Source organism: Cytobacillus sp. FSL K6-0129 (genome assembly GCF_038007625.1).
Classification (GTDB): domain Bacteria; phylum Bacillota; class Bacilli; order Bacillales; family Cytobacillaceae; genus Cytobacillus; species Cytobacillus kochii.
Genome location: NZ_JBBOXM010000001.1, coordinates 3,963,935 through 3,988,178 on the forward strand (window position 1 = coordinate 3,963,935; position 24,244 = coordinate 3,988,178).

Consider the following 24,244-nt stretch of genomic DNA (forward strand, 5'->3'; position numbering starts at 1 on the left):
TTGTTCGTTTTTTTTTTGAGTTAGTGATTATTTCATTAGGAATTTTCGGTAAAATCTTACGCTATCAATAAAATATAGGTTGTATCATTTTATCGTCTTATTTCGTATGGTTATGCCCACCTTATAGAGAATTGATTGTATGAGTTGATAGATTATTCAGAAAGAATCCTGCTATAATGTAAAGAATCTATAAATACTGGAGAACTGTATGAAAAAGTTATTAAAAGTTCCTATAAAAATTAAGATTCTCGTCCTTATAGTCATTTTAATTATTTCTATTATTGTTTTGTTATCTGCGATGTATATCGTGATGAAATTAAATGATGATATGGCTAAGGCTGAAGAGTTAACAATGCAGACAGCAAAGACCGTTTCTTATATGCCGGCATTACATGACTTTTACAACCCTTATAAACTAGTAAATACTTTAGGAAATGTAGTAAATCAAGTAAAAAAGATAGACAATATGGAAGTGTTTTTTCAAAAACGCAATGGCATGATTATCGCCTCGACTGATGATGAATCTACTTTTGGAGAATTAACAATAGAAGAGCATGAAAAAGCACTTATTTATGGAAGCTCTTATGTGATGCAAACAGTAGAAGAAGATAAAAAAGTGATTAAGGCCGTTGCCCCTATAATGGTCAATTATGGTGAATATAAAAAAGTAGAGGGAGCAGTCATTGTCCTTTTTGAAGTGAACCAATTATATGAAGCCATTTGGGAGGATATAAGAGAAATACTTAAAGTATCTGTGATAATCTTGTTTCTTGGCATCTTTGCCGGCTATTCATTGACTAATAGTATTAGGAAAGACACATTAAATTTAGAACCTTATGAAATTGCTGCCATGTTCAGAGAGAGAAACGCTATACTCCATTCAGTGAAGGAAGGGATCCTTTCTATTGATGAAAAAGGGATGATTACGATGGTCAATACTTCCGCTGCTCAGCTATTGACATTAGAGAGTGAAGTAGAAGGGAGATTAGTAGAGGAAGTCATTTCTTCAGAGGTAATGATTGAAGGACTGAAGAGTTGTAAGAAACAAGTAAATGTTGAAATACAAATTGATGAGAAAGCCATTATCATGAATACACAACCGATTATAGAAGCTGGGAAGAGAATTGGTACAGTAGCTAGCCTCCGAGATCGTACTGAAATTAAACGAATGATAGATGCCATATCTGAAGTGAAACAGTACTCTGATGATTTACGAGCACAATCACATGAATTTACGAATAAGTTATATGCCATCTTAGGCTTACTTCAATTAGATAAAAAGGAGAAAGCGATTGAATTCATAAACAGCGAAGCAACATTATTAAAAAAAGAAGAAAAAATCATTTTTACAAAAATAAAGGATGAACGCGTGCAAGCGATATTATTAGGAAAATTAGCACAAGCTTCCGAAAAGAAAATAGACTTTGTAATAGATAAAGAGAGTTCTTTAGAAGGGTTACCAGATAACCTCAATTTATCGTCACTTATCATTATTCTAGGAAACTTAATTAGTAATGCTTTCGATGCAGTAAAAGAGAATGCGCCCAAGGAAGTGAAATTTTTTGTTACCGATATTGGAGACGAGGTTATTTTTGAAATCCAAGATAATGGAACAGGAATTGCTGAAGAAATGACACAACAACTATTCGAGAAGGGACAATCATCTAAAGGGAAAAATCGTGGTTACGGGCTCTTTAATGTTCAAGTAGAGATAGAATCTCTAAATGGTGTGATTGAATATAGCAGTGATGAGCATAAGGGTACAATCTTTACTGTATATTTACCAAAGAAAGAGGGGAGTAAAAATGGGAATCATTAATGTAGCAATAGCCGAAGATGATTATCGGATTGCGCAACTTCATGAAGAGTATATAACTAGAATAGATGGGATGAAGGTAATTGGAACAGGTTTAAATGCTCATGCAATGATGGAACTGTTACAACAGCATCCAGTTGATTTATTACTTATGGATATATATATGCCGGATCGTTTAGGAATTGATCTATTAGAGGAAATAAGGGAGAAGTATCCTCTTGTAGATATTATTTTAATTACAGCAGCGAATGAGAAAGATTATTTATTGAAAGCACTAAAATATGGAGTAATCTCTTACTTAATTAAACCGGTTTCATTGGATGTATTTATTGCAACCTTAGAAAGGTACAAAGAAGAAAAGGGGAAATTCGCTTCTGTCACTGAAGTCAATCAACAGGTTGCTGATTATTTCTTTGGTCGCACGCAAACAGACATATTACATAAACAAACCGGTTTGCCAGCTGGAATTGATCACGTTACGCTTGAGAAAGTGCGCTCCATTCTACAAAAGGGAGGAACAGGTTTAACAGCTGACAAGGTCGGAGAGAAAATGGGAGCATCTCGTACAACAGCCCGCCGCTACTTAGAATATTTAGTTAGTATAAACAAAGCTTATGTTGAACAAGTATATGGAGTGGTGGGGAGACCCGAGAGGAACTATTTTTATCGTTGAAAAACTGGTCGTAAAGGGACCGGTTTTTTTATGTATAAGAGGGAAAACATACGTCGGTGAATGGTATGTCGTATTGCCACTTATAGTTATTGTGAAATAAAGCACAAATGAACACAATGAATTTAATTAATTTTAAGTTTTTAATAGACAATTTTTAGAAAACGTTTACATTTATTTATTCAGAATTTAATATTAACTCAGAATTTAACAAAATAAAGGGAGTGGATATAGTGAAAAAGCTGGTAGTTTTCGTTCTAGCTGTTCTTATATTGACAGCGTGTTCTTCCAATTCAACTTCAGGAAATGGGGAATATCCAACAAAAAATATAGAAGTAGTTGCTCCTGCCTCACCTGGTGGCGGATGGGATTTAACAGCTCGATCTGTGCAAAAAATTCTTAAGGATAATAACCTGGTGGATAATAACATTAATGTCATTAATAAGCCAGGTGGCGGTGGTGAAGTTGGATGGAGCTATTTACATACGAAGGATAGTCATTATCTTGCGGTAAACTCTAGTCTGCTATTAACCAATCATTTCTTAGGACAAAGTAAGTTAACTTATGAGGATTTTACACCTCTTGCGACCTTAGCAACCGAATGGCAGGCCATTGCTGTATCAGTAGATGCTCCATATGAAAATATAAATGACTTGTTTGAAGATATTAAGAATGATCCAGCATCTATAAAAATTGGCGTTGGACCAGGACTAGGCAATGATGATCATCTATCATTTGTGCAAGCGGCAGGAATGAGGGATGTCGCAGCAAAAGATTTGAATTTCCTCGTCTATGATGGCGGTGGTGGGGACGTAGTGACAGCCCTTTTAGGTAATCATGTAAACGCGGTCACGACTTCATTATCAGAAGTTAAGGAACAACATATAGCTGGCAAGCTAAAGATTTTAGCGGTGTCTTCGGAAGATAGATTAGAAGAATTAGAAGATGTACCTACATTAAAAGAAGAAGGTATTGACATGGTTTTCCCCCATTGGCGAGGTATTATGGGGCCACCAGATATAACAGAAGAAGAAATCAAATATTGGGATGAAAAATTGGGAGAGATGGTTAAGAGTGAAGAATGGGCTGAACTTTTAACAAATAATGATTGGGATAATTTTTACCAGAATAGTAGTGATACGAAAGCGTTTTTCGATGAACAAGCAGAATTATATAAGGATTTAATTGGCGAATCAGGGCTGGTTCAGTAAGGGAGGATTTGTTAAGTGAGAATCATCAAAATAGGTTTACCCATATTAATGATAGCCGTTAGTTTAGTTTTTCTAATTAGCTCATTTCAGATCCCAAAAGCTACATTAGGTAGTGCCAATGGGCCTCTATATTTTCCTATTGGCATCAGTGCACTGATGCTTATCCTAAGTGTTATTTATCTGGTGAATGAGCTGAGAAATATCCATGAAAAAGAAGAGAAACTGACAGATGTCTTTAGTAAGAGGGCCATACAGTTAATTGTTGTCACGATCATCCTCGGTATCATTTATGCCTTGACATTTGAAACACTAGGATTTTTAATTTCAACGATTTTATTCTTAGGTGTCTTATTATTTTATCTGAATGGTTGGAGAAAATGGCTCGTTAACGTCATCGTTACTGTGAGTTTTTCCTTCATTACTTGGTACGGATTTAGTCAACTATTAGGTGTAAGTTTGCCATAGAAAAGGAGGGAATCATATGGAGGGTTTTGTAGAAGGATTGATGACAGCCATACAACCAATTAATATTATTTGGATTGTAATAGGAGGATTCTTGGGGACAGTTGTTGGTATGTTACCAGGGTTAGGTCCAGCCACGGCTGTTGCGGTTTTAATCCCAGTTACTTTTGGAATGGACCCAACAAGTGCCATTATATTAATGGCTGCCATTTATTATGGTGCGATGTACGGCGGATCTAGAAGCTCTATATTATTAAATACACCTGGCGATGGTTCGGCAATTGCTGCCACCTTTGATGGTTATCCGATGGCAAAGAAAGGGCAAGCTGGTCAAGCAATGGCCATATCAGCAGTAGCTTCTTTTATCGGGGGGATATTAGCCACCTTTGGATTTATTGCCTTAGCTAAGCCGTTAGCAAGCTTCGCCTTGCAGTTCGGTCCATCGGAATATTTTTTACTTATGCTATTAACCCTCTCAGCTATTGTTTCGCTATCAACAGGAAAAATGATTAAAGGTTTTATAGCAATGTGCTTAGGGTTATTATTAAGTACAATTGGCATTGATCCGCAAACCGGTGTTCATCGTTTTACCCTTGGGCTGCCACATTTAGCAGAAGGTATTGATTTTCTAATTGTCATCATTGGAATCTATGCGGTAGGTGAGGTATTTTATAATTTCTTAACGATTTATAAAGAAAAGAAAAAGCAAAAAGAAAATCAAGACATGGGTAAAACATGGTTCACCAAAGAGCAATGGAAACGTTCTAAATGGCCCATTCTCAGGAGTGCACCTCTTGGATTTATTGTTGGTGTACTTCCGGGAGCGGGGGGAACCATTGCATCAATGATTAGCTATTCTACTGAGAAGCAGTTATCTAAAAAACCAGAGGAATTTGGTAAAGGAGCTGTAGAAGGTTTAGCAGCACCAGAATCGGCAAATAACTCTGCCTCAGTTGGGGCGATGATTCCGTTATTAACAATGGGGATTCCAGGTTCAGGAACCACTGCTGTTATGCTCGGCGCATTAATCATGCTCGGCGTTAGACCTGGTCCGATGCTTTTTGAAAATGATCCGGTTATGGTTTGGGGACTTATTAACAGTATGTTTATCGGTAATATTGCTTTAGTGATTATTAATGTACTATTAGTTGGGTTACTCGTAAAGGTCCTTCACACGCCAGCTAAAGTACTGTATCCGCTTATCATTATGTTGGCTTTTATCGGTACTTACACGTTGAGTTATTCTACAGTTGACTTTTACTTATTATTGTTATTCGGTCTCATTGGTTTAGTTATGAAAGTGTTAGATTTTCCTATTGCTCCATTAGTTCTAGCGCTAATTGTGGGAACAGATATGGAACAAAATTTCCGTATGGCTCTGACATCATCTAATGGAAGTCTAAGTATTTTCTTTTCTTCTGGGATTTCTATTATTTTGATGATTCTTACAGTATTATCTTTATGCTATCCACTTATTTTGAAGTTGATTAAAAATAGAAAAAGAAAAGAAGACCAAACAATATCAGGTTAAATAACAGCTCGTCATTGATGGCGAGCTTTTTGTTTGCCTATAATGTTGTATAGATACTTCCTGTAAAAAGAAAATAAAAAGCCTAGAGAATCACTGGATAAAAGGAGGAAGAAAACATGTATCAATTAAAGACAAAAGAGACGGATGAAGACGTCATAATGTTTATCGAAAAAGTGGATTCAGTAAAGAAGCGGGAGGATGCTTATCAGTTATTAGATATCTTTATTGAAGCGACCGGTTATCAAGCGAAAATGTGGGGAACGAGTATTATCGGATTTGGAAAATATCATTACAAATACGAATCTGGGCATGCTGGAGAGGCTCCGTTAGTTGGTTTTTCACCGCGTAAAGCTAAAATAAGTCTTTACTTAGCTGCATGTGATCCTAATCGCCTAAACATATTGAATGATTTTGGTAAGTATACTACCGGAAAGTCATGTGTGTATATTAATAAAGTTGCTGACATTGATATAGAAATATTAGCGCAACTAATTAATAGTTCAATCAGTTATTTACAGAAGAAATATCCTCTCTAAACTCGTTGCAATGGCTGGGAAGTCACTTCGATAAAAGGGGAAACTAGGGAAGTATTGATGCATAATTTCTTTCCTAGTCAACTTTATCAATATGCTGTTTGATTTCCGATCCAAATCAGTTACAACCAAAATGTTTCGCCGATTAATAATTTTTTTAGTTGATTGGCATCTAATTGTTGCTTTTCCCATTCAGCATCTAGTCTAGCAATAGCTTCTGGTCCGGTATCGTCTGCTAAATGATAAGTACCATAATGCATAGGGATAAAGGTAGCGCCATTTAATTCTATATATGCTTTCACTGCATCTTCTGGGTTAATGTGACTGACTTTCATAAACCATTCTGGTTCGTAGGCGCCAATGGGCATTAATACAGTTTTGATGTTGAACTTTTCGGCGATCTCTTTAAACCCACGAAAGTAACCTGTATCACCGACAAAATAAATAGAGTGTGGCTCATTTTCTATTATCCAACCACCCCAATGAGATGTATTCGTATCCGTTAGTGATCTTTTCGTCCAATGTTGAGCGGGTACAAAAGAAAGGGACAACGAATTGAGTCTAAAAGAATCATACCAGTTCGCTTCAAATATATGCTGATATCCCCGTTTGCTAAAACTTTTCCCTAAACCAATTGGTACATAGAAAGTGGGGTCTCCTTTTAGTTTTTTAATTGATGGAAAATCTAAATGATCATAATGACCGTGAGAGATTAAGACAATATCGATATCTGGTAAATCAGTTATAGAAATACCGGGAGCTGTTAATCGTTTACCGAGACCCATACGGTTTGCCCACACGGGATCAGTAACGATATTTAATCCATCTATTTGAATGAAAAAAGTAGAATGGCCAATCCATGTAATAGAAGCTTCTTTTCTATTTTTGTTTAATCGTATAATTTCTTTTGTTGGGGATTGCTCAATTTGGATAGTAAGATCTTTTTTATTTTGTCTTCGTTCTTTTTGCCAACGACGAAAATCATTGAATGATTTAGTGTTTTCTACATTATCTAGATTAATAAAACGTTTTTTACCCGTCATTCTAACCCTCCAAACTTATCTTCCTTTAAAAACATCTGTTAGCAACCATTATATCTGTCTATTTTTTAATATCAAAGTTTTTGTATTCATTTAAACGTAGAAAATGCCCCGTCATTTTAAACTCATGAAAGTACATCTAAATTTAAGTTTTGTGGAGGGAAAAAAAGATTTGATGAAAAAAAGCTGCCAGTGGATTCTTTATGAGGTTCCTGCGTATTTAAAAAAGATTAATTCTTATGAATGCAACTCTTGGTATGTAAATTCATTGTATTTCTTATAGTAGGCATAGGACAAAATCTCTTTACGTAACTTTTAGTATGTCTAGGTGAAAGGTGCGTGAGCCGCGCTGAAAAGAGTACAAGAAAACCAAGTCGTATTTTATTCGATAAAAGCATCAACGATTAAACGTTTCATTATTTTAGACTGTGTGACTGGCACAGCGTTTTATTATGCTATTAAAGCCATTTCGACTAGTATGATACTTGCACTTATTGGTTGTGTTGTTGGGACGGAAGGAATTAAAAAAGTGAAAAGAGAAACGGATAGGAAGCATTAGCGAATACTAATTGTCTTTTAACTTCTCCCTTTTTTCAATGCTAAATAGAGTAGTGAATTTCTATGTTATTCATTTCACTCAGAAAACAAAGTACTATTCCATTATTAAATAAGTTGGTTACACTATATGTATTAACTAAAAAGGGATGTATATCATGGATGAAAAAATCAACCGTAAATTAAAGAAGCCGATTTATAAACAAATTGCCGATGAAATAGAGAACGGAATCTCTGACGGTACTTTTCCAGCTGATAAAAATCTACCATCGGAAAGACAGTTAGCTAAAACTTTTCAAGTTAATAGAAGTACGATTGTTGCTGCTTATGATGAACTTGAATCAAAAGGATTAATTGAACGGAGAATCGGAAGTGGTACAGTCATAAGTAAAGATATTTGGGGCATGACAAAAAAGCGTATGCCAAGTTGGAACAGATATATTGAAGCAGGTTCGTTCTTACCTAATTTGCCGATTACGCAAAAAATTCGTAAGGAAATGGAAAAAAGAAAACTTATCAATATGGCGAGTGGTGAGTTGTCAGAAGATTTATATCCAACCGATATTTTAAGAGAAATTACGCAAATGCAAGCGTTTATTGGGAGACTAGGTTACGACCATCCTCAAGGTAGTGAAGCATTAAGATATACCATTATGAAACATGTGGAGAAATACAGAAATATTCAAACAACACCAGCTTCTATCCTTGTTACTTCTGGAGCACAACAAGCCCTGCATCTTGTTGTGCAATGCTTATTAAAACCTGGTGATGCTGTTGTAATTGAAGATCCTTCTTATCATTACAACTTACCCATTTTCAAATCAGCAGGCATTCAAGTCTTTACCCTATCAGCACTAAGCAATAGGGCTCTTTCTGCCGAGCTTCTTTCATTACATAAAAAACACCGGATTAGTATGATTTTTTTAAATCCAGCATTTCAAAATCCAACAGGGAGGCTGTTTAGGAAAGCGCAATTGCAAGAGATTTTGGATATATCTTCTGAATACGGGATCCCAGTGATTGAGGATGATCCATACAGCTTAATTGCTTTTAATAACAATCCTGTCTCTACATTGAAATCGATGGATCAAAACGGAAATGTATTGTATATCAGTTCGTTATCAAAATTAGTTGCTTCTGGTTTAAGGATTGGCTGGATTATCGGGCCGAACTCGGTAATAGAAAGATTATCGGATGCAAAGCAGCAGATTGATTTTGGTCATGCAAGCTATACACAATGGATTGCTAATGATTTTTTGGAGTCAAAGCATTTTCCTGTACATTTAGATAGGATCAAAACAGAACTAGTTCAAAGAAGAAACGAAGTAGTTGCTAGTTTAAAGAAATATTTAGGGGATCAGGTGGTGTTTACCATTCCTCAAGGTGGTATCCATATTTGGTGTGAAATAAACAGAGACGTTGATGAAATGAAGTTGTTAGAGAATGCTATTAAACAAGGGGTTATTTATTTTCCTGGAATGATGATGGGATCAAAGAAGTTATTTGTGCGGTTTACCTTTGGACGAGCAAATGAAGAACAAATAAGAACGGGTATCCAACGCTTTAGTGCTGCATTGGCACTTACTTAAATGAAGTGGATGGTAAAAAAATAGATGAATTGGCTGGTCATAAATATGCTCGTTTCAATTAAGATAAAGGAGAAAGCGAAATACATAAAAGAGGAGCATAAAAGATGATCATATTATACGGCGTAATTATATGCATCCTAATGATTGCGATTATTGCTACCCTATTGATTACGAATAGGAGTGATGATAATTATCAATCATCTTCAAGAAAAAATAATCTAAACTTAACAATGATTTATATAGTGGTGATTGCTTTGTCCATCATTGCTTTAGCTATATATATTGCTTATGACTAAAAGTTTTAGGAGGATCAAGGCATGACATGGACAATGGGTTTTGTATTAATACTAGGTATTTTAATCAAGATGATTACTAGCCCACCAAGTGCGGCTGTCGCATGGTTATTAAAAAAATTTGCCATCCATCAAGAAATAAATGAAAAAGAGATTACATTAGTATATGATAGCCAACTGATAGAGGGACAGGTTAAGGAGAAAGTAGTTACCATGTATAATGAAGCTAGTTTTTTGAAAAGAATTCATATTTATCCTGGTAATGAAGACTTATTTATGCCGCATAATCAAAAAACAGTTCCCTATCATATTTGTTATAGTAAAGGAAAGAAAAAGATACAATTATACCTTTATATTGAAGAAAAATATCTAACTGTTGTAAAACAAACGAAGAGGAAACTAATTGCCTATCAAATGTCTGCTAAGGAACAATATATTGAGTGTGAAGAAAATAGCATATACTCAAATAGTAAAATAGATCACATGTGATCCCCTAAAAAAATTATTCTAAAAATGAGGGCTACCTATTTATTGAAGCTATCCTTGTTTTATTTTTCCCTCAAAGGGTAAATACAAAAGTAATAAGGAAGGTGGCTATAAAGATGAGTAGAGAATCTGTTAAAAAAGAGCAAAAGAAAAAAATAGAACAAGATCCTCATGTTGATCCATTACCACTTAAAGATATTGAACTAGAAGTAAAAGAGGAAAAAGTAGGCAAAAAACAAAAAAATAAATCGAGTTCATCATCGAAGAACGAACATGATTATAGTAGTAAATAAAATAGATATGAACACAAGGTTTCTCAAATTTTTTGAGGAGCCTTTTTTGAATACTGAGGTTCTTCTTGATTTCATTAGATCGAGTTAGTGCTTAAGAAATGTGAAACAGCACATACTACATCTGTAAATATTGAAAATATGGAGGGAAAAGAGATGGAACAACAATCAAATATGGCAGAATCCATTCTTCAATTTAAAGAGGGTTTGGCTCATTTATCGCACACTTTACCAACATATGCAGAGAAATTTAACGAGTTTACAGAGGAATGTTTCAAAGAAGGTGCAGTTAGTGCCAAGCAAAAGCAGTTAATTGCACTAGGAATTAGTGTGAAAGCACAAGATGAATATTGCATCATCTTTCATACAAAAGGCTGTATCGATCAAGGGTGCACAGAACAAGAAATTATGGAAACCATTGCTGTTTCGTCAGCCTTTGGTGGCGGAGCGTCAATTAGTCAAGGGGTAACTTTAGTGCAAAGTTGTATCAATGAATTCAAACCGTTAAACTAGGAGTTGAAGTTGATGTCAAATGAAAAAGTAATGAAAAAAGCAAAAGAAATCATCAAGAATCATCCTATCGGTGTATTGGCAACGGTGGAATCAAATGCGCCACATATTCGTTATATGGCTTTTTATTGTGAAGATAGTGAGGGGTTCACTCTTTATAGTGCGACAAAGAAAAATACAGAAAAGGTTGAAGAGATTGAGGAGAATGGACATACTTCTATTCTTTTAGGTTATACTGGTAAAGGTCTGAATGATGAATACATTGAAGTCAAGGGACATTGTCGAATCAGTGAAGATGAAGAGATAAAAAAGAAGATTTGGCAGGATTCTTTCTCCCGTTGGTTTGAAGGGCCTGAGGATCCAAACTATGTCATATTAGCCATTACCCCTCAAACCATTCGTTTTTTAAATAATGAACATCAGCAAACAGAAGAAGTAACTATATAGAAAAGAGATCCCGTTAATTAAGCGGGATTTTTTTTTATTGAACAGAACATATGTTTGTGTTTCCTTTAAAAAAGGAGTGATATATAATGACAGCATTAAATATAGAAGAAAGAATGAAGGCGTTACACATACAAGGGTTAACAATAACAACGATTAAAAATAAGAAAATCTTTCAAAGTGAACAATATGGAGTGCGTAATAAACACGATCAATTTCCTGTTATGGGAAATACGATGTTTAATGTGTGCTCTATAAGTAAATTGCTTACTACGGTCTTAGCTTGCAAACTAATAGATGAACAGCTCCTCCAACTAGATAAGTGGTCACAACATGGACAATACCCTCTAATACACCCTCAACCACACTCACCATTAGACAATTATTAAGTCACCAATCAGGTATCATTGATCCGCCAAATAGTTTTTTACCCTATCAAAAACGTTGGGGTTACCCTACAGTAGAACAACTTTTTCTTGGGAAGACTGAATATTGTCGAGAGCCTATCATCAGGCAAGAGAATCAGGTGGGGAGATTTCATTATGCAGATGCGAATTTTTGCTTGATAGAGAAGTTAATAGAGGGAGTCACAGGTAAATCTTTCACGCTATTAATGGAAGAGAAGGTATTGCAGCCGCTGGGTATGGCGTGTAGTACCTATGAGGTTACTTATGGGAAAAATATTTCTCAAGGACATGATAGGAACGGAGCAACAGTGAAAGAGAAATACCCACATTATCCTTATCCAGCTGCTTCAGGGTTATGGTCAACATCTAAAGACATTAGTAAGCTGATGATTGAACTCATGGATGCAATCGTTGGTGATAGTAAGCTCGGCCTCTCACCCCTAACTATAAATGAAATGTTTACATCACAGGGAGGGTGTGAATGGTTAGGGCTTGGTTGCTTTTTAGGAAGTACATCCAATGGATTTGAATTGAGTTCCCTTGGTTGGGGAGTAGGTTTTCAAAGTTTGCTTGCTCTATACCCGCAAAAGAAGGAAGGGATAATAATTTTGACGAATACTGAGCTTGGTATTCATCAAATGGATGGGCTCATCGGTGAAATTTATCGGGCATTTATAGGGAAAGAATAAGAGGATAAATAAAAAACGCAATTTACCTCCAATAAATTTTCTAAGCATTAATCATAAGTAATTAATTTCTCAAAAGAACAAAAGAGCGCTGGGATAGAGTAACCTTCTTGGAATCTCTAGTGGTGATTATCTCGTAACGCTACTTTCTTTAATTAAGAAATAGCCAAGTTGACAAGGATAATGACAACTTATTAGAGGGGGAGTATGCGCATTACCGGGTGCTAGAATGAGAAACATACGTTTATACCTTTAGTAGTAATTAATGTAATTAATATATATTGGTAAATTTTCAAAGATGTTTGTTCGTTTTTTAAAGATTAATAGTTGAATATAAAAAAGAAAAATATGCAATTGATGGGATATTTTTCTTATGTTACAATATGTTGGTTATGAAAGGAGAGAAACGAGATGAAAAGTAAACAAATTAAACAACTTGCTCTCGCACCATTGCTAGACAATTGGGGAAAGGGTGTATTGCTCTCATTCTAATATTTTCTAATTACGTTCATCCCCGAATTTTTTATGGAAATCCTGTTAATTCCTTATCCTGAATGGGAGTATGCTGCAGGGTATAATTTAATTAGTATTGCAATTAGTATCATCTTAATTCCATTTGGTGTAAGTCTTTCATTGTCGTACATTACATTAATCAGAGGGTCTAAGCTTCCAGTGGAGGAATTATTTACAGGCTTTAAGTATTTGAGTTTCTCAAGAGCTTTGGGATTAACGATTTTACAAAGCATTTATATTTTCTTATGGTTCTTATTATTGATTATCCCAGGGGGCATCATTAAGTCGCTTTCGTATTCTCAAATCACCTTATCCTTGATTCGGTCGTTCTTTATTGTATTTAACAGCTCCTCTATTGTATCGAAATAAACTTCCTGTCCCCATTCTTTTTTAAACATTCTAACTCAAACCAACTCCTACATGATTTTGAGCTAATATAGCTGTTCGTTCAAATCTATTCAAACGAATGTCAACTATGTTTTAAAATAACCATGTGCTAAATTCATATATTAAAAAACACAACCTGGATCACGCGCCATTTCTTGATGTTCTATTAATAACCCTCCCGCACTAAATCTACATCATAGTGGGTTAGGCTCTCAAAAGAAGGGACAGACAGGGTAGATGTCAAATGTTATAATAGTGGGATATTAAAGTAGCACATGTTTCAACATTAACACGAAAGAGGAAGGTGACAATTATGTCAAAAGGCGTTAGTACCTTTATGCTAAGACAGCGGCATTCCTAAAACTATACTTGATCACTCTAACGGAGCAAGAACGACTTTACGGATTTAAGTTTTGGGAGACAATGCAAGAAGACTTTAAGAGATTTGGGTATCGTCCGCAGCGTTCTGAAATATACAAGTCTTTACATGAGTTGCTAGACGACGGAATCCTTAAAAGCTACAGCGTCAAGAAAGAAGGAACAGAGCGACAGGAGATCGTCGTGTATCAATTCAATAACTATGACGAAGCGAAAGCATACAAAAAACTTTTGAAGGTTGAGTTAGATCGATGTGTAGGTTTGTTACAAAAGGCACTAATAGATAACTATAGCTAGAAGGAGCTATATGCGAAGTTATGAATTTATTAGAGGCAAAACGGCGATGACTAGCTATCTACTATCCTATAATATTATCAACGGAAGCAAGACAGATAGATAGATTAATGTTATAATTTTCTTAGTCGCATAACGGTAGGGTGAGCGGCCGAGCTTTCCCATTCTTCCTTAGCGGAGAAGGGAGGTGACGCCCAAGTGATTACAGCAGACATAGCAAACGTCATTCTAGGTTTTGGCACCTTTGTCTTAACATTCGTAATGGTAATTTTCATGATTGCTGAATTTATCACAAGAAAGAAATAATCACCCTCAGCCGTGACGAGCAATAGGGTGATTTCTTGTGTTTAAGAAAACTATACTATATTGTTCGGCCGCTCTTCATGCGGTGCGACGATCGGACGTAGATGCTACTAACATCTGCGTCCTTTTTAACTTACCCTTATTGTAGTACAAATATACATGATAATCAAGCCAATAGGGTAGGGAATAAATTTTAGGAAGCATTTAATCCATATAGTTGCTCGGAAGACCTGAAGCGTTCATATGTGGATTAGACTAGGCTAACATTTCAGAAGTTTTGTACGCAAATTACTGTGAAAGGGAGATTGAGAAGAATGGAATGGTTGAAAGAAATAAAAGTAGCGGATGGGATTCAGATTATAATAGCTTTAATTGCTATGACATCAGCTATAGCAGCTTTATGTACAGCTCGTCAAGGAGCAAAGTCTCTTAAATTATCCAAACAGCAACGGCAAGATACGATTAAACCTAAAATCATTGTTGAGGAGGTTGCCTATGGACTAGAAATATCTAATGGAGAATTGGGTCGTTTTTACAAAGACCGTCAGTTTTTAGATCGTTTAGAACTTCCGATTAGAAACATAGGACTTCACTTTGCTACCGACATAAATATAAATTGGAGCATAGATCAGGATAAAATTATTGAATTTATTCAAAAGAATCAAATTGACTCCAAGTTTATTGATGACTACAGAGATCAGCAATTGATCGTACCAGAATCAAGCTATTATTATTATTATAAACCTTTCACTTCCTTCGAGAGCTATCTAGGAGACAATAAGGTTTCAAGGATACAAATTCCTTACGAATTTACTTTTTTAATGAGATGTGTAGTTTTTTTGATACTTGAGAATGATTTACGTCCTGAGGAATATGAAGAGTACACATCTTTTACAATGGAGGTTTCTTATAAGAATATCTTAGGCGATAAGCTCAAGGAAGAGATTTTTGATATTGAAATGAAGATTGACATAGAAACCCGTTCAATCGCCGATGGGAAATTAGAAACTGGAGAAATAAGAGCGATCTTTAGAAATAAGAATGCAGGCGTCAAAACGGAAACAATTTAAAATTTATTTTTGGTGGTGTAATCATGAAAAGAATTAAAATCCCAAAAACATTTTTTAATATTGGAATCTTACTATTTATCCTTATTGGAATTTGGGTTTTTAGTGAAATTAGTAACAACATCTCTATAAAAGGAAGACAACCAACCGATATTGGCCATGTTGTCTTTTTTCAAGGAACTACGTATTTTATAAAGGGTGAGGATATCAAGACTTCAGACTTAGGAAATTTTTCGCATGAAGATATCATGTTTTCAAGAAAGTTTGAGGAAGTATCAATAATTAATGATAATGGAATAAAGCTTCTTGGAAAAGGAATAAAAAATGGTGATAAGGTGGCAATTTGGTATGAAGAAGTTTTAGAATCGTATCCATCTGAGATCAAATTAATCCAAATAGAGAAAAGAGATTAATATAAAAAATTCATTTTTATCCAAAAAATGGTTTAATTTTTTCGGAAAATTCTTTATAATTAGATAAAAGGAGGAGATTTTTTGAAAAAATTCATTTTTTTAGTCGGCGTTCTATTTGCTTTTCTATTTGTTCCAGTCAGTGCTTTTGCAGAAGAATCATTAGGGGATTTTAAATTTGATCCAAAAAAATCTTCACACCCCTTAGATATGGTCAATTCAAAAGGTGAAGTGATTAAATATGAGGACTACAGTCAAAAAAGTACAAGCCTAAGAAATGAAACAGAGAGCTTTAAAGGATCAGGGGAACTTAATCCTGTTTTTATAGGCGATCTATTAAACAAAGACTTTCAAGAACTTTTACCACCCAGCATAAATGATAATTTTATAAAAAGAGAAATATCTCCATTTGGAGTAATTGGGCCGGATGGAAGATCTAAGGTAAACGACACAACAGTGTTTCCTTATAGTGCTGTTACTTATATAACCATGGATTGGGCAGATGGCGATTCTGGATCTTGCACAGGAACATTAATTGCTAGAGACAAAGTATTAACCAACGGGCATTGTGTTGTGAATGCTAGAGATAAAGTAGGAATAGTCAGTGCAGCAGTTCATCCTGGTGTAAGTGAAAGTACAGCATGGTTTGGTGCCTATAGTGTCATTGATTATTATGTTCCCACTAATTGGATCAATACAGGGTTAATCTCTGAAGATTACGCCGTACTTGTACTTGCACCATCCGGTGGTCGTCATGCAGGTGATCGTGCAGGTTTTGCAGGAATTAGAAAGGTAAACAATATCCTGAATCAAAATATTGGAGTATTCGGTTATCCAGGCGATTTGATTAGGGAAGCTCGTTCTATTGATCAATATGGAATGCGTGGAAATGTTGTTGATGAAGACGGTCAAATTGCAATCTACACTCTTGATACAGCAGATGGTCAATCAGGTTCTGCTATGTTGAATACAAGCAACCAAGTGATAGGCGTACATAGTAGTGGATTTAAGGACAATAATGGTAATCCAATATTCAACGGAGGTCCAAAGATGAATAACCTTATGTATCAATTTGTATCAAATGCCTTAAATTAACCTTAAGGCGCTGTGTTCAGAGAAGAAAATCTACAATACACCACAGTTATCCAATATCACTATTTACTTCTTATCATGTAATAAAAGTAAGCCTGCGGATGGGAATACAACTGTTTAGTCAAGCACACCAAATACTTTCTGGTGTGCTTTCTAATGTTGCAAAGTTATTGTTACACCTATGTTTAGTGTTGCATAGATTTTTAACTTCACACATATGAAAATACAAAAACCTTCTGCACTCCGAGTGGAGAGAGTTAGTCATTTTTGAAGAAAATGTAGAATTTTGTCGAAACTTGATTCAAGAATAAGTGTTGTATTTTATCTTTCGTGTGGATCATAAAATGAGTATTAACCGTATTAAAATTTTCCCTATGGAAAAAATGTTGTAACAAGGCAAGAGAGTTTTATATTCTTTTCACGTAAAAGTACCAATGCACTTACGATAAAAATCACAATCCAGAAACCCCGATGTATATTTTACGTGACCGCCCAGAATTATCTGTGAACAAAGCGATAACTGAAAGTCGAAAAATGATGAAGGGTCATAAGTGGAGATATTTTTGTTTGAACCTAAGCTTCATCGGTTGGGCTTTTCTATGTATCTTAACGCTTGGAATTGGGTTTCTTTGGCTTGGCCCATACTTTTTAACAGCCCATGCACACTTTTATGAAGATTTAAGAGACCGAGAAGGTGCTGTTGCTGTGAAGGAAGCGATTATATAATTGTTTAGAAGACCTTCATCTTATAAAGATGTTGGTCTTTTTATCTTTTATATAATTTACTGTATATACCTGAGGTTTTCTTCTTAAATCAATAGGGAACACTTTTAATCTGGGTTTAGCAAGTATCTAGCTTTCTTTTTTTTGTGCAGAAGATGCTTTATAATGAATGAAGCCAATGATTAACGATTAAGACAGGTATTTAGTGTAATTGCTTTTTTCTTTACCTGTTTCTATTATTAATGGATAGATATGAGCAATGAAGAAGGAGTTGATCTTAGTGATCAAACAATCAATCCTACCAGCTATTCGTAATATGAAGGATTTTGAGAAAGTCATTTCTTCGCAATATGAGTATATGATTTTACTGGATTCTCACATTACACAAATAAAAAGTGTTGTAGCAACAGCTAAGAAGCATAATAAAAAAATCCTCATTCATATGGATATGATTGATGGTTTAAAGAATGATGAAAGTGGCACTTTATTCGTTTGCCAAGAAATTAAACCAGCTGGGATTATTTCGACCAAGCGACAAGCGATTATTACAGCTAAGAAAAAAGGGGTACTAGCCATTCAAAGGCTTTTCTCCATTGATACCCTGGCGTTAGAGAATGGACTAGAGTTGTTGAAGAATACAAAACCAGATTATATTGAAGTGTTACCTGGCATTATTCCAGAAATCATTCGCGAAGTTCATGAGAAAACGGATATAAAAATAATTGCTGGTGGCTTGGTGAGGGAGAAATCAGAGATTGAATCAGCCCTCGAATCCGGTGCTATCTCTGTTTCAACATCTAACAGGGATCTATGGGAGCTATAATTAACTGCGATCTTTTTCTACTTACAGCAGGTTGGTAGAAAAGGATGGCTTTTTTTTATTGCTGCAAAAAAGATTGCATTTTCTATTCGCTGAAGAAATATAATGACTTGGAAGGGCGCTCATCTTCAGTCAGATTTGTTTACTTATCGACTCGGAATGCTGTGAACATGGGGATAAGTATCTTACTTGTTGCTAAAAACCGATCGGTCTGGTGATTTTTCTTTACATGTCTCTTATCTTATTCTTCTAAAAAATTTAATTATTTATTTGCAATCGTTTTCATTTTATTATAATATGGTTCGTACAAGTTAATTTATTTTGTCGGAGATTTAGAGAGGCATGCGAAATAACGTTTGATCGTTATTTTCTTTCGCATGCCTCTTTTTGTTTTCTCTTGAAAGGGTAATGTAAAAAGTAGTTTTATAGTCTATTAAATGATTAGGAGGATTACTGAATGTCTGATATTTTTATAGGAGAGCTAATTGGTACTTTCATATTAGTCGTATTCGGTGTTGGTGCTGGGGCCAATTTGAATTTAAACAAGACATTTGCTAATGGTGGTGGCTGGATTGTCACTTCATTTGCATGGGGGTTTGCTGTCGCGTTTGGTGTCTACGTTTCAGATTTCTTTGGTGCGGGTGGTCATCTTAATCCAGCGGTAACATTGGCAGCGGCTTTAGCTGGTAGTATTGAGTGGGGAGCTGTTGCATATTATGTATCAGGACAAATGATTGGGGCATTTATTGGTGCAGCGTTTGTTATCTTATACTTCTATCCACACTGGAAAGCTACAAGTGATCAAGGCACGAAACTGGGCGTTTTCTCAACAAGCCCAGCAATTAAAAATACACCATTTAACTTTATAAGTGAAGTACTTGGGACATTTATTTTAGTCTTTGGTTTGAATGCCATTGGATTAAATTCATTTGCTGAGGGATTAAATCCTCTTATCGTTGGATTCTTTATTGCCGCAATTGGTATGAGTCTTGGGGGAACAACAGGTTATGCGATAAACCCAGCTCGTGATTTAGGCCCGCGTCTTGCCCATGCATTACTACCCATCCCAGGCAAAGGGTCTTCGGACTGGGGCTATGCTTGGATTCCGGTTATAGGTCCATTAGTTGGGGCTGTTCTTGCAACATTTGTATTTCAATCTTTATTCTAATAAATAGGGGGATGCCGACATGACAAAAAAATATATCTTATCACTAGATCAAGGAACAACAAGTTCAAGAGCGATACTTTTTAATAAAGAAGGTCATATTGTAGGTGAATATCAACGGGAGTTTAAACAGCATTTTCCAAAGCCAGGCTGGGTTGAGCATGATGCGATGGAAATTTACGCTTCTATTCTTTCTGTTATGGCGGGTGTCATAAGTGAAAATAACATACAAGGCAGTGATATTGCCTCTATTGGGATCACTAATCAAAGGGAAACAACGGTTGTATGGGATAAAAATACCGGTTTACCGATCTATCACGCCATCGTATGGCAATCAAGACAAACGAGTGAAATCTGCAATGAATTAAAAGCAAAAGGATTAAATGATACTTTTCGTTCGAAAACGGGCTTATTAATTGATGCATACTTTTCAGGTACAAAAGTAAAGTGGATATTAGACAATGTTGAAGGAGCACGTGACAAGGCAGAAAATGGCGACTTGCTTTTCGGAACGATTGATACATGGATTATTTGGAAGTTATCTAACGGTCAAGCACATGTAACAGATTACACGAATGCATCAAGAACATTAATGTATAATATTTACGACTTGAGCTGGGATGACGAATTATTAGATATTCTTACAGTACCTAAGTCTATGCTGCCTGAGGTGAAATCCAGTTCTGAAGTGTATGTGGAGACAGCGAAAGAGATTTTTGGGGATATCACGATTCCCATTTCCGGTATTGCTGGTGACCAACAAGCTGCTTTATTCGGTCAGGCTTGTTTTGAGAAAGGCATGGCAAAAAATACGTACGGCACAGGGTGCTTTATGCTTATGAATACAGGTGAAAATCCAGTGCAATCAGAAAATGGTTTACTCACAACTATTGCATGGGGACTGGATGGTAAGGTAGAATATGCATTAGAGGGTAGTATTTTTGTTGCCGGATCGGCTATTCAATGGTTAAGAGATGGCATGAGAATGATTAAGACTGCCCCAGAAAGCGAAAACTACGCAACGCGTGTAGAATCAACTGATGGTGTTTATCTTGTACCTGCATTTGTTGGACTTGGGACACCCTATTGGGAAAGTGATATTCGAGGAGCTGCTTTTGGAATGACACGTGGAACGACGAAGGAACATTTTATTCGTGCCACATTAGAGAGCCTCGCGTATCAAACAAAAGATGTGTTAACAGCAATGGAAAGTGATTCAGGTATTGAGCTAAAGAAATTGCGTGTCGATGGTGGCGCTGTGAAAAACAATTTCTTAATGCAATTCCAAAGTGATATACTAGACACTATTGTTGAGCGCTCAGAAATTAATGAAACAACGGCTTTAGGAGCTGCGTATTTAGCCGGCTTAGCTGTTGACTTCTGGACAAAAGAAGAAATCATTAATAACTGGAAAATTGGAGATTCCTTTGAAAATCAAATGGAATCAAGCAAGCGTGACGAACTATATAACGGCTGGAAGAAAGCAATTAAAGCAACAATCGCATTTCAATAAAACAAGTTAATATAAAATGTTGGAGAATGAGAGACCGCAAATCAACCCTGTACATAAGGGCTATTTGCGGTCTTTTCTTTTTATTCAAGGAAGGATGGATAGATGATGAATAGAAACGCAAACTTAAACGAATTGAAAAACAAAAAATTTGATTTACTTGTACTCGGAGGTGGGATTACCGGAGCTGGAATTGCTCTTGATGCCCAGTCACGTGGCTTAGATACAGGACTAATTGATATGCAGGATTTTGCTGCTGGCACAAGTAGTCGCTCAACAAAGCTTGTTCATGGCGGGCTACGTTATTTAAAACAAATGCAAATAGGTGTTGTGGCAGAGGTCGGAAAAGAAAGAGCCATCGTTTATGAGAACGCACCCCATGTTACCAATCCTGAATGGATGCTGCTTCCATTAATTAAAGGAGGTACCTTTGGACCGTTTACTACTGGTATTGGATTAAGGGTTTACGACTTTCTTGCAGGTGTTAAGAAAATTGAAAGAAGGAAGATGCTATCTAAAGAAGAGGCAATAAAAAAAGAGCCATTACTTGTAAAAGACACCCTGAAAGGTGCGGGTTACTATGTAGAATATAAAACGGATGATGCCCGTCTCACACTTGAAGTCGCTAAAAAAGCAGATGAACTCGGTGCAACCTTGGCAAACTATGTCAAAGCAGACGACTTTATATATGAAAATGGCAAAGTCATTGGTATAAATGCAGTTGATGTATTATCTGGCGAAGCTTTCCCTATTTATGCGAAGGAAGTTGTTAATGCTACAGGTATCTGGGTAGATGGACTAAGAAAAAAAGATGGCTCTCTAAGTGGTAAGAAATTATTTCATACAAAGGGTGTCCATTTAGTATTCGACCAACAAGACTTTCCGTTACAAAACGCTGTTTACTTTGATACACCAGATAAAAGAATGGTGTTCGCCATTCCACGTAATGGAAAAACATATCTAGGTACAACAGATACTAAATATGAGGGAGACCTCGTAAATCCAGAAATGACAGAAGAGGACCGTGATTATCTACTAAAAACCGTTGAACTGGTTTTTCCAACATTATCATTGTCTAAAGACCAAATTGAATCACATTGGGCGGGTGTTCGTCCACTCATCTACGAAGAAGGAAAAAAAGAATCCGAAATCTCACGTAAAGATGAAATATTCTATTCTGATACTGGGCTCATCACCATAGCAGGTGGCAAACTTACAGGCTACCGCAAAATGGCCGAGAAAACAGTCGATGTTGTCGCAGAGAGATTAGGAAACACCCAATCATGTCAAACAGATCACATCATTCTATCAGGCGGTGATGTAGGTGGTTCTAATGGCTACCAGTCTTTTGTGGAAGAGCAAATAAAGAATGGTAAAGCAATCGGATTCACAGAACAAGAAGCAAAGCGAATAGTCGAACGCTATGGCTCTAATGTCAAAAACGTATTTGAAATTGCTAAAAAAGCTAAGGGTGAGCATGATAAAGTCAATCTATCCCTTGAAGCCTATGCTACATTAATCTATAGCCTAGAAGAAGAAATGACCGAAACCCCAACCGATTACTTTATGCGACGCACAAGTGCCATATTGTTTAATAAACAATGGGCAATGAATTATAGTGAAGCAGTTGTGACATTTATGAGCGATTATTTTGCTTGGGATGCACAAAGGACAGAGAAAATGAGAGGAGAGTTGAAAGAGGAAATAAATAAGGCATAATGATAGAACAACGTACGGCTTAAGCTGTGCGTTTTTTTTCTGAATTAAAATAAAGAATTTTTAGAAGTTTAAGGTTGCAATTATCAAGTTTTCTCACTTTTTAGTGGTTTTAAAACCGGTAGTGTATTGAATGTGATATGTCAAAGTAATCATGATCAGGATTTAAACGTATTGAGCATATTGAGGAAAAAGGATTATTTGCATGTTCACCTCTTACACCCTACTAAATTCGTTGGCTAATGATGTAATAAATCTATAAAAGATAAAATGGGCTTGGAAGATAATCCAAACCCATTTTGTATCTTAAATGTCTGATTAATCCATAATCGCTACTAAACGTCCTGTCACTTCATGACGTTCTAAACGAGCTAAACCTTCCCCAATTTCATCAAAGGTGATTTCAGTAATGGCTGGATCGATATCGCCTGAAGCCATTAATTTATATACTTCTGCAATATCGTATTTATCTCCACCAACACTTCCGAGTAGGCTTGCAGCTTTTAAGATAAGTGGATCAGTATTAATTGTAGATTCTAGTTTCCCCATACCTACTAATACAACTTTACCACCTGGTGCAACTACATCAATTGCGCCAGCTGTTGTGGTACCGAAGCCAGCATAATCGACTACTAAATCTGGTGCAATATCGGCTAATTCTTTAATATCTTCAAATACATCTTTTACACCAATTTCTTTGGCTAATTCACGTGCTTTAGGGCTTACATCTACTGCATACGTTTCAATGCCAGCCACAACAGCTGCACGAGCAGCAATTTGACCTAATCCTCCGATACCAATTACTGCTACTTTCATTCCTGGTTTAGCTTCACCACGTTTGAACATTGCGTGATAAGAGGTCATTCCTGCATCGGTGCCAGCTGCCGCTTGTGCATAAGTTACACCATCAGGAATGGGTACAAGGTCAATCGCGGGAGCAGATACTTTATTTGAATAGCCTCCATCATAACCATATCCAGGTCCCATACCAACTAAGCTAACAGGACAAACACCAACGCGGTCACCTACTTTGAAATCGGTTACACCTTCGCCAACTTCAGTAATCATACCTGCTACTTCATGTCCCATAATGATTGGTTTTTTCTCGATAATATCCATCCATTTTGGATCATGTAAAGCTCCTACATCAGAATGACAAAGTCCAGCTGCCTTCACATCGATAATTACACGACCCTCAGTTGCTACTGGATCTGGTTTTTCAACTACTTTCAATGGTACATTGGTTGCTGTAAATTCCCAGCCTTTCATATTAACCCCTTCTTTCTAAAAGTTTTACCATGGTTCCTACCTAGGATTTGCCGATTAAATTGATATTACAATTG

General features: G+C 36.1%; 24 protein-coding genes and 2 pseudogenes. 24 read left to right on the forward strand and 2 right to left on the reverse strand.

Features of this window, described 5'->3' with window-relative positions; translation table 11 throughout:
* Positions 1-208: 208 nt before the first annotated feature.
* From MHI57_RS20160 to MHI57_RS20185, 6 genes are all read left to right on the forward strand, one after another.
* Positions 209-1,819, forward strand: coding sequence for a sensor histidine kinase (locus MHI57_RS20160; protein ID WP_340978054.1), 1,611 nt, complete (start codon positions 209-211; stop codon positions 1,817-1,819).
* Positions 1,812-2,489 carry a response regulator gene (locus MHI57_RS20165; RefSeq protein WP_095373527.1) on the forward strand — a complete coding sequence of 226 codons (678 nt, stop codon included), beginning with the start codon at positions 1,812-1,814 and terminating at the stop codon, positions 2,487-2,489. The genes MHI57_RS20160 and MHI57_RS20165 overlap by 8 nt, the downstream gene beginning before the upstream one ends.
* 230 nt (positions 2,490-2,719) lie before the next feature.
* A complete protein-coding gene (locus MHI57_RS20170) occupies positions 2,720-3,697 on the forward strand; it encodes a tripartite tricarboxylate transporter substrate binding protein (RefSeq protein WP_340978055.1) in 978 nt (325 codons plus the stop codon).
* 15 nt (positions 3,698-3,712) lie between these two features.
* Positions 3,713-4,162: a tripartite tricarboxylate transporter TctB family protein gene (locus MHI57_RS20175; protein WP_095370437.1), complete on the forward strand. Its 450-nt coding sequence runs from the start codon at positions 3,713-3,715 to the stop codon at positions 4,160-4,162.
* A gap of 16 nt (positions 4,163-4,178) precedes the next feature.
* On the forward strand, positions 4,179-5,690 hold the full coding sequence (locus tag MHI57_RS20180) for a tripartite tricarboxylate transporter permease (protein ID WP_340978058.1): 1,512 nt from the start codon (positions 4,179-4,181) through the stop codon (positions 5,688-5,690).
* A gap of 116 nt (positions 5,691-5,806) precedes the next feature.
* Positions 5,807-6,226 (forward strand): DUF1801 domain-containing protein, encoded by a 420-nt coding sequence (locus MHI57_RS20185; protein WP_322909924.1) that lies wholly within the window; start codon positions 5,807-5,809, stop codon positions 6,224-6,226.
* Between the two features lie 119 nt (positions 6,227-6,345).
* Here the strand turns inward: MHI57_RS20185 and MHI57_RS20190 are convergent, their stop codons facing one another.
* Positions 6,346-7,266: an MBL fold metallo-hydrolase gene (locus tag MHI57_RS20190; protein ID WP_340978061.1), complete on the reverse strand. Its 921-nt coding sequence runs from the start codon at positions 7,264-7,266 to the stop codon at positions 6,346-6,348.
* A gap of 710 nt (positions 7,267-7,976) precedes the next feature.
* Between MHI57_RS20190 and MHI57_RS20195 the strand changes: the two genes are divergently transcribed.
* The 18 genes and pseudogenes from MHI57_RS20195 to MHI57_RS20280 all read left to right on the forward strand — a co-directional run bounded on the left by MHI57_RS20195 (position 7,977) and on the right by MHI57_RS20280 (position 22,904).
* Complete coding sequence (locus tag MHI57_RS20195) at positions 7,977-9,407, forward strand: aminotransferase-like domain-containing protein (RefSeq protein ID WP_095370432.1); 1,431 nt, start codon at positions 7,977-7,979, stop codon at positions 9,405-9,407.
* Between the two features lie 104 nt (positions 9,408-9,511).
* Positions 9,512-9,703 (forward strand): hypothetical protein, encoded by a 192-nt coding sequence (locus MHI57_RS20200; RefSeq protein ID WP_095370431.1) that lies wholly within the window; start codon positions 9,512-9,514, stop codon positions 9,701-9,703.
* 21 nt (positions 9,704-9,724) lie between these two features.
* On the forward strand, positions 9,725-10,189 hold the full coding sequence (locus MHI57_RS20205) for a YfmQ family protein (protein ID WP_095370430.1): 465 nt from the start codon (positions 9,725-9,727) through the stop codon (positions 10,187-10,189).
* A 113-nt stretch (positions 10,190-10,302) separates the two neighbouring features.
* Complete coding sequence (locus tag MHI57_RS20210; protein ID WP_157733782.1) at positions 10,303-10,479, forward strand: hypothetical protein; 177 nt, start codon at positions 10,303-10,305, stop codon at positions 10,477-10,479.
* A 153-nt stretch (positions 10,480-10,632) separates the two neighbouring features.
* Positions 10,633-10,989, forward strand: a complete 357-nt coding sequence (locus MHI57_RS20215) for a carboxymuconolactone decarboxylase family protein (protein ID WP_340978064.1) — start codon at positions 10,633-10,635, stop codon at positions 10,987-10,989.
* A 12-nt stretch (positions 10,990-11,001) separates the two neighbouring features.
* Positions 11,002-11,433, forward strand: coding sequence for a pyridoxamine 5'-phosphate oxidase family protein (locus tag MHI57_RS20220; RefSeq protein ID WP_340978065.1), 432 nt, complete (start codon positions 11,002-11,004; stop codon positions 11,431-11,433).
* An 86-nt stretch (positions 11,434-11,519) separates the two neighbouring features.
* Positions 11,520-11,819, forward strand: a complete 300-nt coding sequence (locus MHI57_RS20225; RefSeq protein WP_340978066.1) for a serine hydrolase domain-containing protein — start codon at positions 11,520-11,522, stop codon at positions 11,817-11,819.
* Positions 11,753-12,526 carry a serine hydrolase domain-containing protein gene (locus MHI57_RS20230; RefSeq protein ID WP_340978067.1) on the forward strand — a complete coding sequence of 258 codons (774 nt, stop codon included), beginning with the start codon at positions 11,753-11,755 and terminating at the stop codon, positions 12,524-12,526. The genes MHI57_RS20225 and MHI57_RS20230 overlap by 67 nt, the downstream gene beginning before the upstream one ends.
* A gap of 522 nt (positions 12,527-13,048) precedes the next feature.
* The gene (locus MHI57_RS20235) at positions 13,049-13,405 is read left to right on the forward strand and encodes a hypothetical protein (protein WP_340978068.1); all 357 of its coding nucleotides are present in this window, start codon (positions 13,049-13,051) and stop codon (positions 13,403-13,405) included.
* Between the two features lie 360 nt (positions 13,406-13,765).
* Positions 13,766-14,098: pseudogene (locus tag MHI57_RS20240) on the forward strand (Replication termination protein); the annotation flags it as partial.
* Between the two features lie 614 nt (positions 14,099-14,712).
* Positions 14,713-15,468, forward strand: coding sequence for a hypothetical protein (locus tag MHI57_RS20245; protein ID WP_340978069.1), 756 nt, complete (start codon positions 14,713-14,715; stop codon positions 15,466-15,468).
* Positions 15,469-15,491: 23 nt separating this feature from the next.
* A complete protein-coding gene (locus tag MHI57_RS20250) occupies positions 15,492-15,878 on the forward strand; it encodes a DUF3221 domain-containing protein (protein ID WP_340978071.1) in 387 nt (128 codons plus the stop codon).
* A gap of 81 nt (positions 15,879-15,959) precedes the next feature.
* Positions 15,960-16,970, forward strand: a complete 1,011-nt coding sequence (locus tag MHI57_RS20255) for a trypsin-like serine peptidase (RefSeq protein ID WP_340978072.1) — start codon at positions 15,960-15,962, stop codon at positions 16,968-16,970.
* 471 nt (positions 16,971-17,441) lie between these two features.
* Positions 17,442-17,693: pseudogene (locus MHI57_RS20260) on the forward strand (DUF975 family protein); the annotation flags it as partial.
* A 277-nt stretch (positions 17,694-17,970) separates the two neighbouring features.
* On the forward strand, positions 17,971-18,513 hold the full coding sequence (locus tag MHI57_RS20265; RefSeq protein ID WP_307319033.1) for a glycerol-3-phosphate responsive antiterminator: 543 nt from the start codon (positions 17,971-17,973) through the stop codon (positions 18,511-18,513).
* Between the two features lie 454 nt (positions 18,514-18,967).
* Complete coding sequence (locus tag MHI57_RS20270; protein ID WP_281202853.1) at positions 18,968-19,678, forward strand: MIP/aquaporin family protein; 711 nt, start codon at positions 18,968-18,970, stop codon at positions 19,676-19,678.
* Between the two features lie 19 nt (positions 19,679-19,697).
* Positions 19,698-21,188 (forward strand): glycerol kinase GlpK, encoded by a 1,491-nt coding sequence (gene glpK / locus MHI57_RS20275; protein WP_340978073.1) that lies wholly within the window; start codon positions 19,698-19,700, stop codon positions 21,186-21,188.
* 102 nt (positions 21,189-21,290) lie between these two features.
* Positions 21,291-22,904, forward strand: coding sequence for a glycerol-3-phosphate dehydrogenase/oxidase (locus MHI57_RS20280; protein WP_445293207.1), 1,614 nt, complete (start codon positions 21,291-21,293; stop codon positions 22,902-22,904).
* Positions 22,905-23,219: 315 nt separating this feature from the next.
* Here the strand turns inward: MHI57_RS20280 and MHI57_RS20285 are convergent, their stop codons facing one another.
* On the reverse strand, positions 23,220-24,170 hold the full coding sequence (locus tag MHI57_RS20285; RefSeq protein ID WP_224934654.1) for a zinc-binding dehydrogenase: 951 nt from the start codon (positions 24,168-24,170) through the stop codon (positions 23,220-23,222).
* Positions 24,171-24,244 lie beyond the last annotated feature (74 nt).

What these genes read in the sequence shown, in the direction of transcription:
- MHI57_RS20160 (WP_340978054.1), top strand. Translation starts at nt 209, where the DNA reads ATGAAAAAGTTATTAAAAGTTCCTATAAAAATTAAGATTCTCGTCCTT.
- MHI57_RS20220 (WP_340978065.1), top strand. Translation starts at nt 11,002, where the DNA reads ATGTCAAATGAAAAAGTAATGAAAAAAGCAAAAGAAATCATCAAGAAT.
- MHI57_RS20180 (WP_340978058.1), top strand. Translation starts at nt 4,179, where the DNA reads ATGGAGGGTTTTGTAGAAGGATTGATGACAGCCATACAACCAATTAAT.
- MHI57_RS20190 (WP_340978061.1), bottom strand. Translation starts at nt 7,266, where the DNA reads ATGACGGGTAAAAAACGTTTTATTAATCTAGATAATGTAGAAAACACT.
- MHI57_RS20280 (WP_445293207.1), top strand. Translation starts at nt 21,291, where the DNA reads ATGATGAATAGAAACGCAAACTTAAACGAATTGAAAAACAAAAAATTT.
- MHI57_RS20185 (WP_322909924.1), top strand. Translation starts at nt 5,807, where the DNA reads ATGTATCAATTAAAGACAAAAGAGACGGATGAAGACGTCATAATGTTT.
- MHI57_RS20235 (WP_340978068.1), top strand. Translation starts at nt 13,049, where the DNA reads ATGGAAATCCTGTTAATTCCTTATCCTGAATGGGAGTATGCTGCAGGG.
- MHI57_RS20285 (WP_224934654.1), bottom strand. Translation starts at nt 24,170, where the DNA reads ATGAAAGGCTGGGAATTTACAGCAACCAATGTACCATTGAAAGTAGTT.
- MHI57_RS20200 (WP_095370431.1), top strand. Translation starts at nt 9,512, where the DNA reads ATGATCATATTATACGGCGTAATTATATGCATCCTAATGATTGCGATT.
- MHI57_RS20225 (WP_340978066.1), top strand. Translation starts at nt 11,520, where the DNA reads ATGACAGCATTAAATATAGAAGAAAGAATGAAGGCGTTACACATACAA.
- MHI57_RS20205 (WP_095370430.1), top strand. Translation starts at nt 9,725, where the DNA reads ATGACATGGACAATGGGTTTTGTATTAATACTAGGTATTTTAATCAAG.
- MHI57_RS20250 (WP_340978071.1), top strand. Translation starts at nt 15,492, where the DNA reads ATGAAAAGAATTAAAATCCCAAAAACATTTTTTAATATTGGAATCTTA.
- MHI57_RS20270 (WP_281202853.1), top strand. Translation starts at nt 18,968, where the DNA reads ATGTCTGATATTTTTATAGGAGAGCTAATTGGTACTTTCATATTAGTC.
- MHI57_RS20215 (WP_340978064.1), top strand. Translation starts at nt 10,633, where the DNA reads ATGGAACAACAATCAAATATGGCAGAATCCATTCTTCAATTTAAAGAG.
- MHI57_RS20245 (WP_340978069.1), top strand. Translation starts at nt 14,713, where the DNA reads ATGGAATGGTTGAAAGAAATAAAAGTAGCGGATGGGATTCAGATTATA.
- MHI57_RS20210 (WP_157733782.1), top strand. Translation starts at nt 10,303, where the DNA reads ATGAGTAGAGAATCTGTTAAAAAAGAGCAAAAGAAAAAAATAGAACAA.
- MHI57_RS20195 (WP_095370432.1), top strand. Translation starts at nt 7,977, where the DNA reads ATGGATGAAAAAATCAACCGTAAATTAAAGAAGCCGATTTATAAACAA.
- glpK (WP_340978073.1), top strand. Translation starts at nt 19,698, where the DNA reads ATGACAAAAAAATATATCTTATCACTAGATCAAGGAACAACAAGTTCA.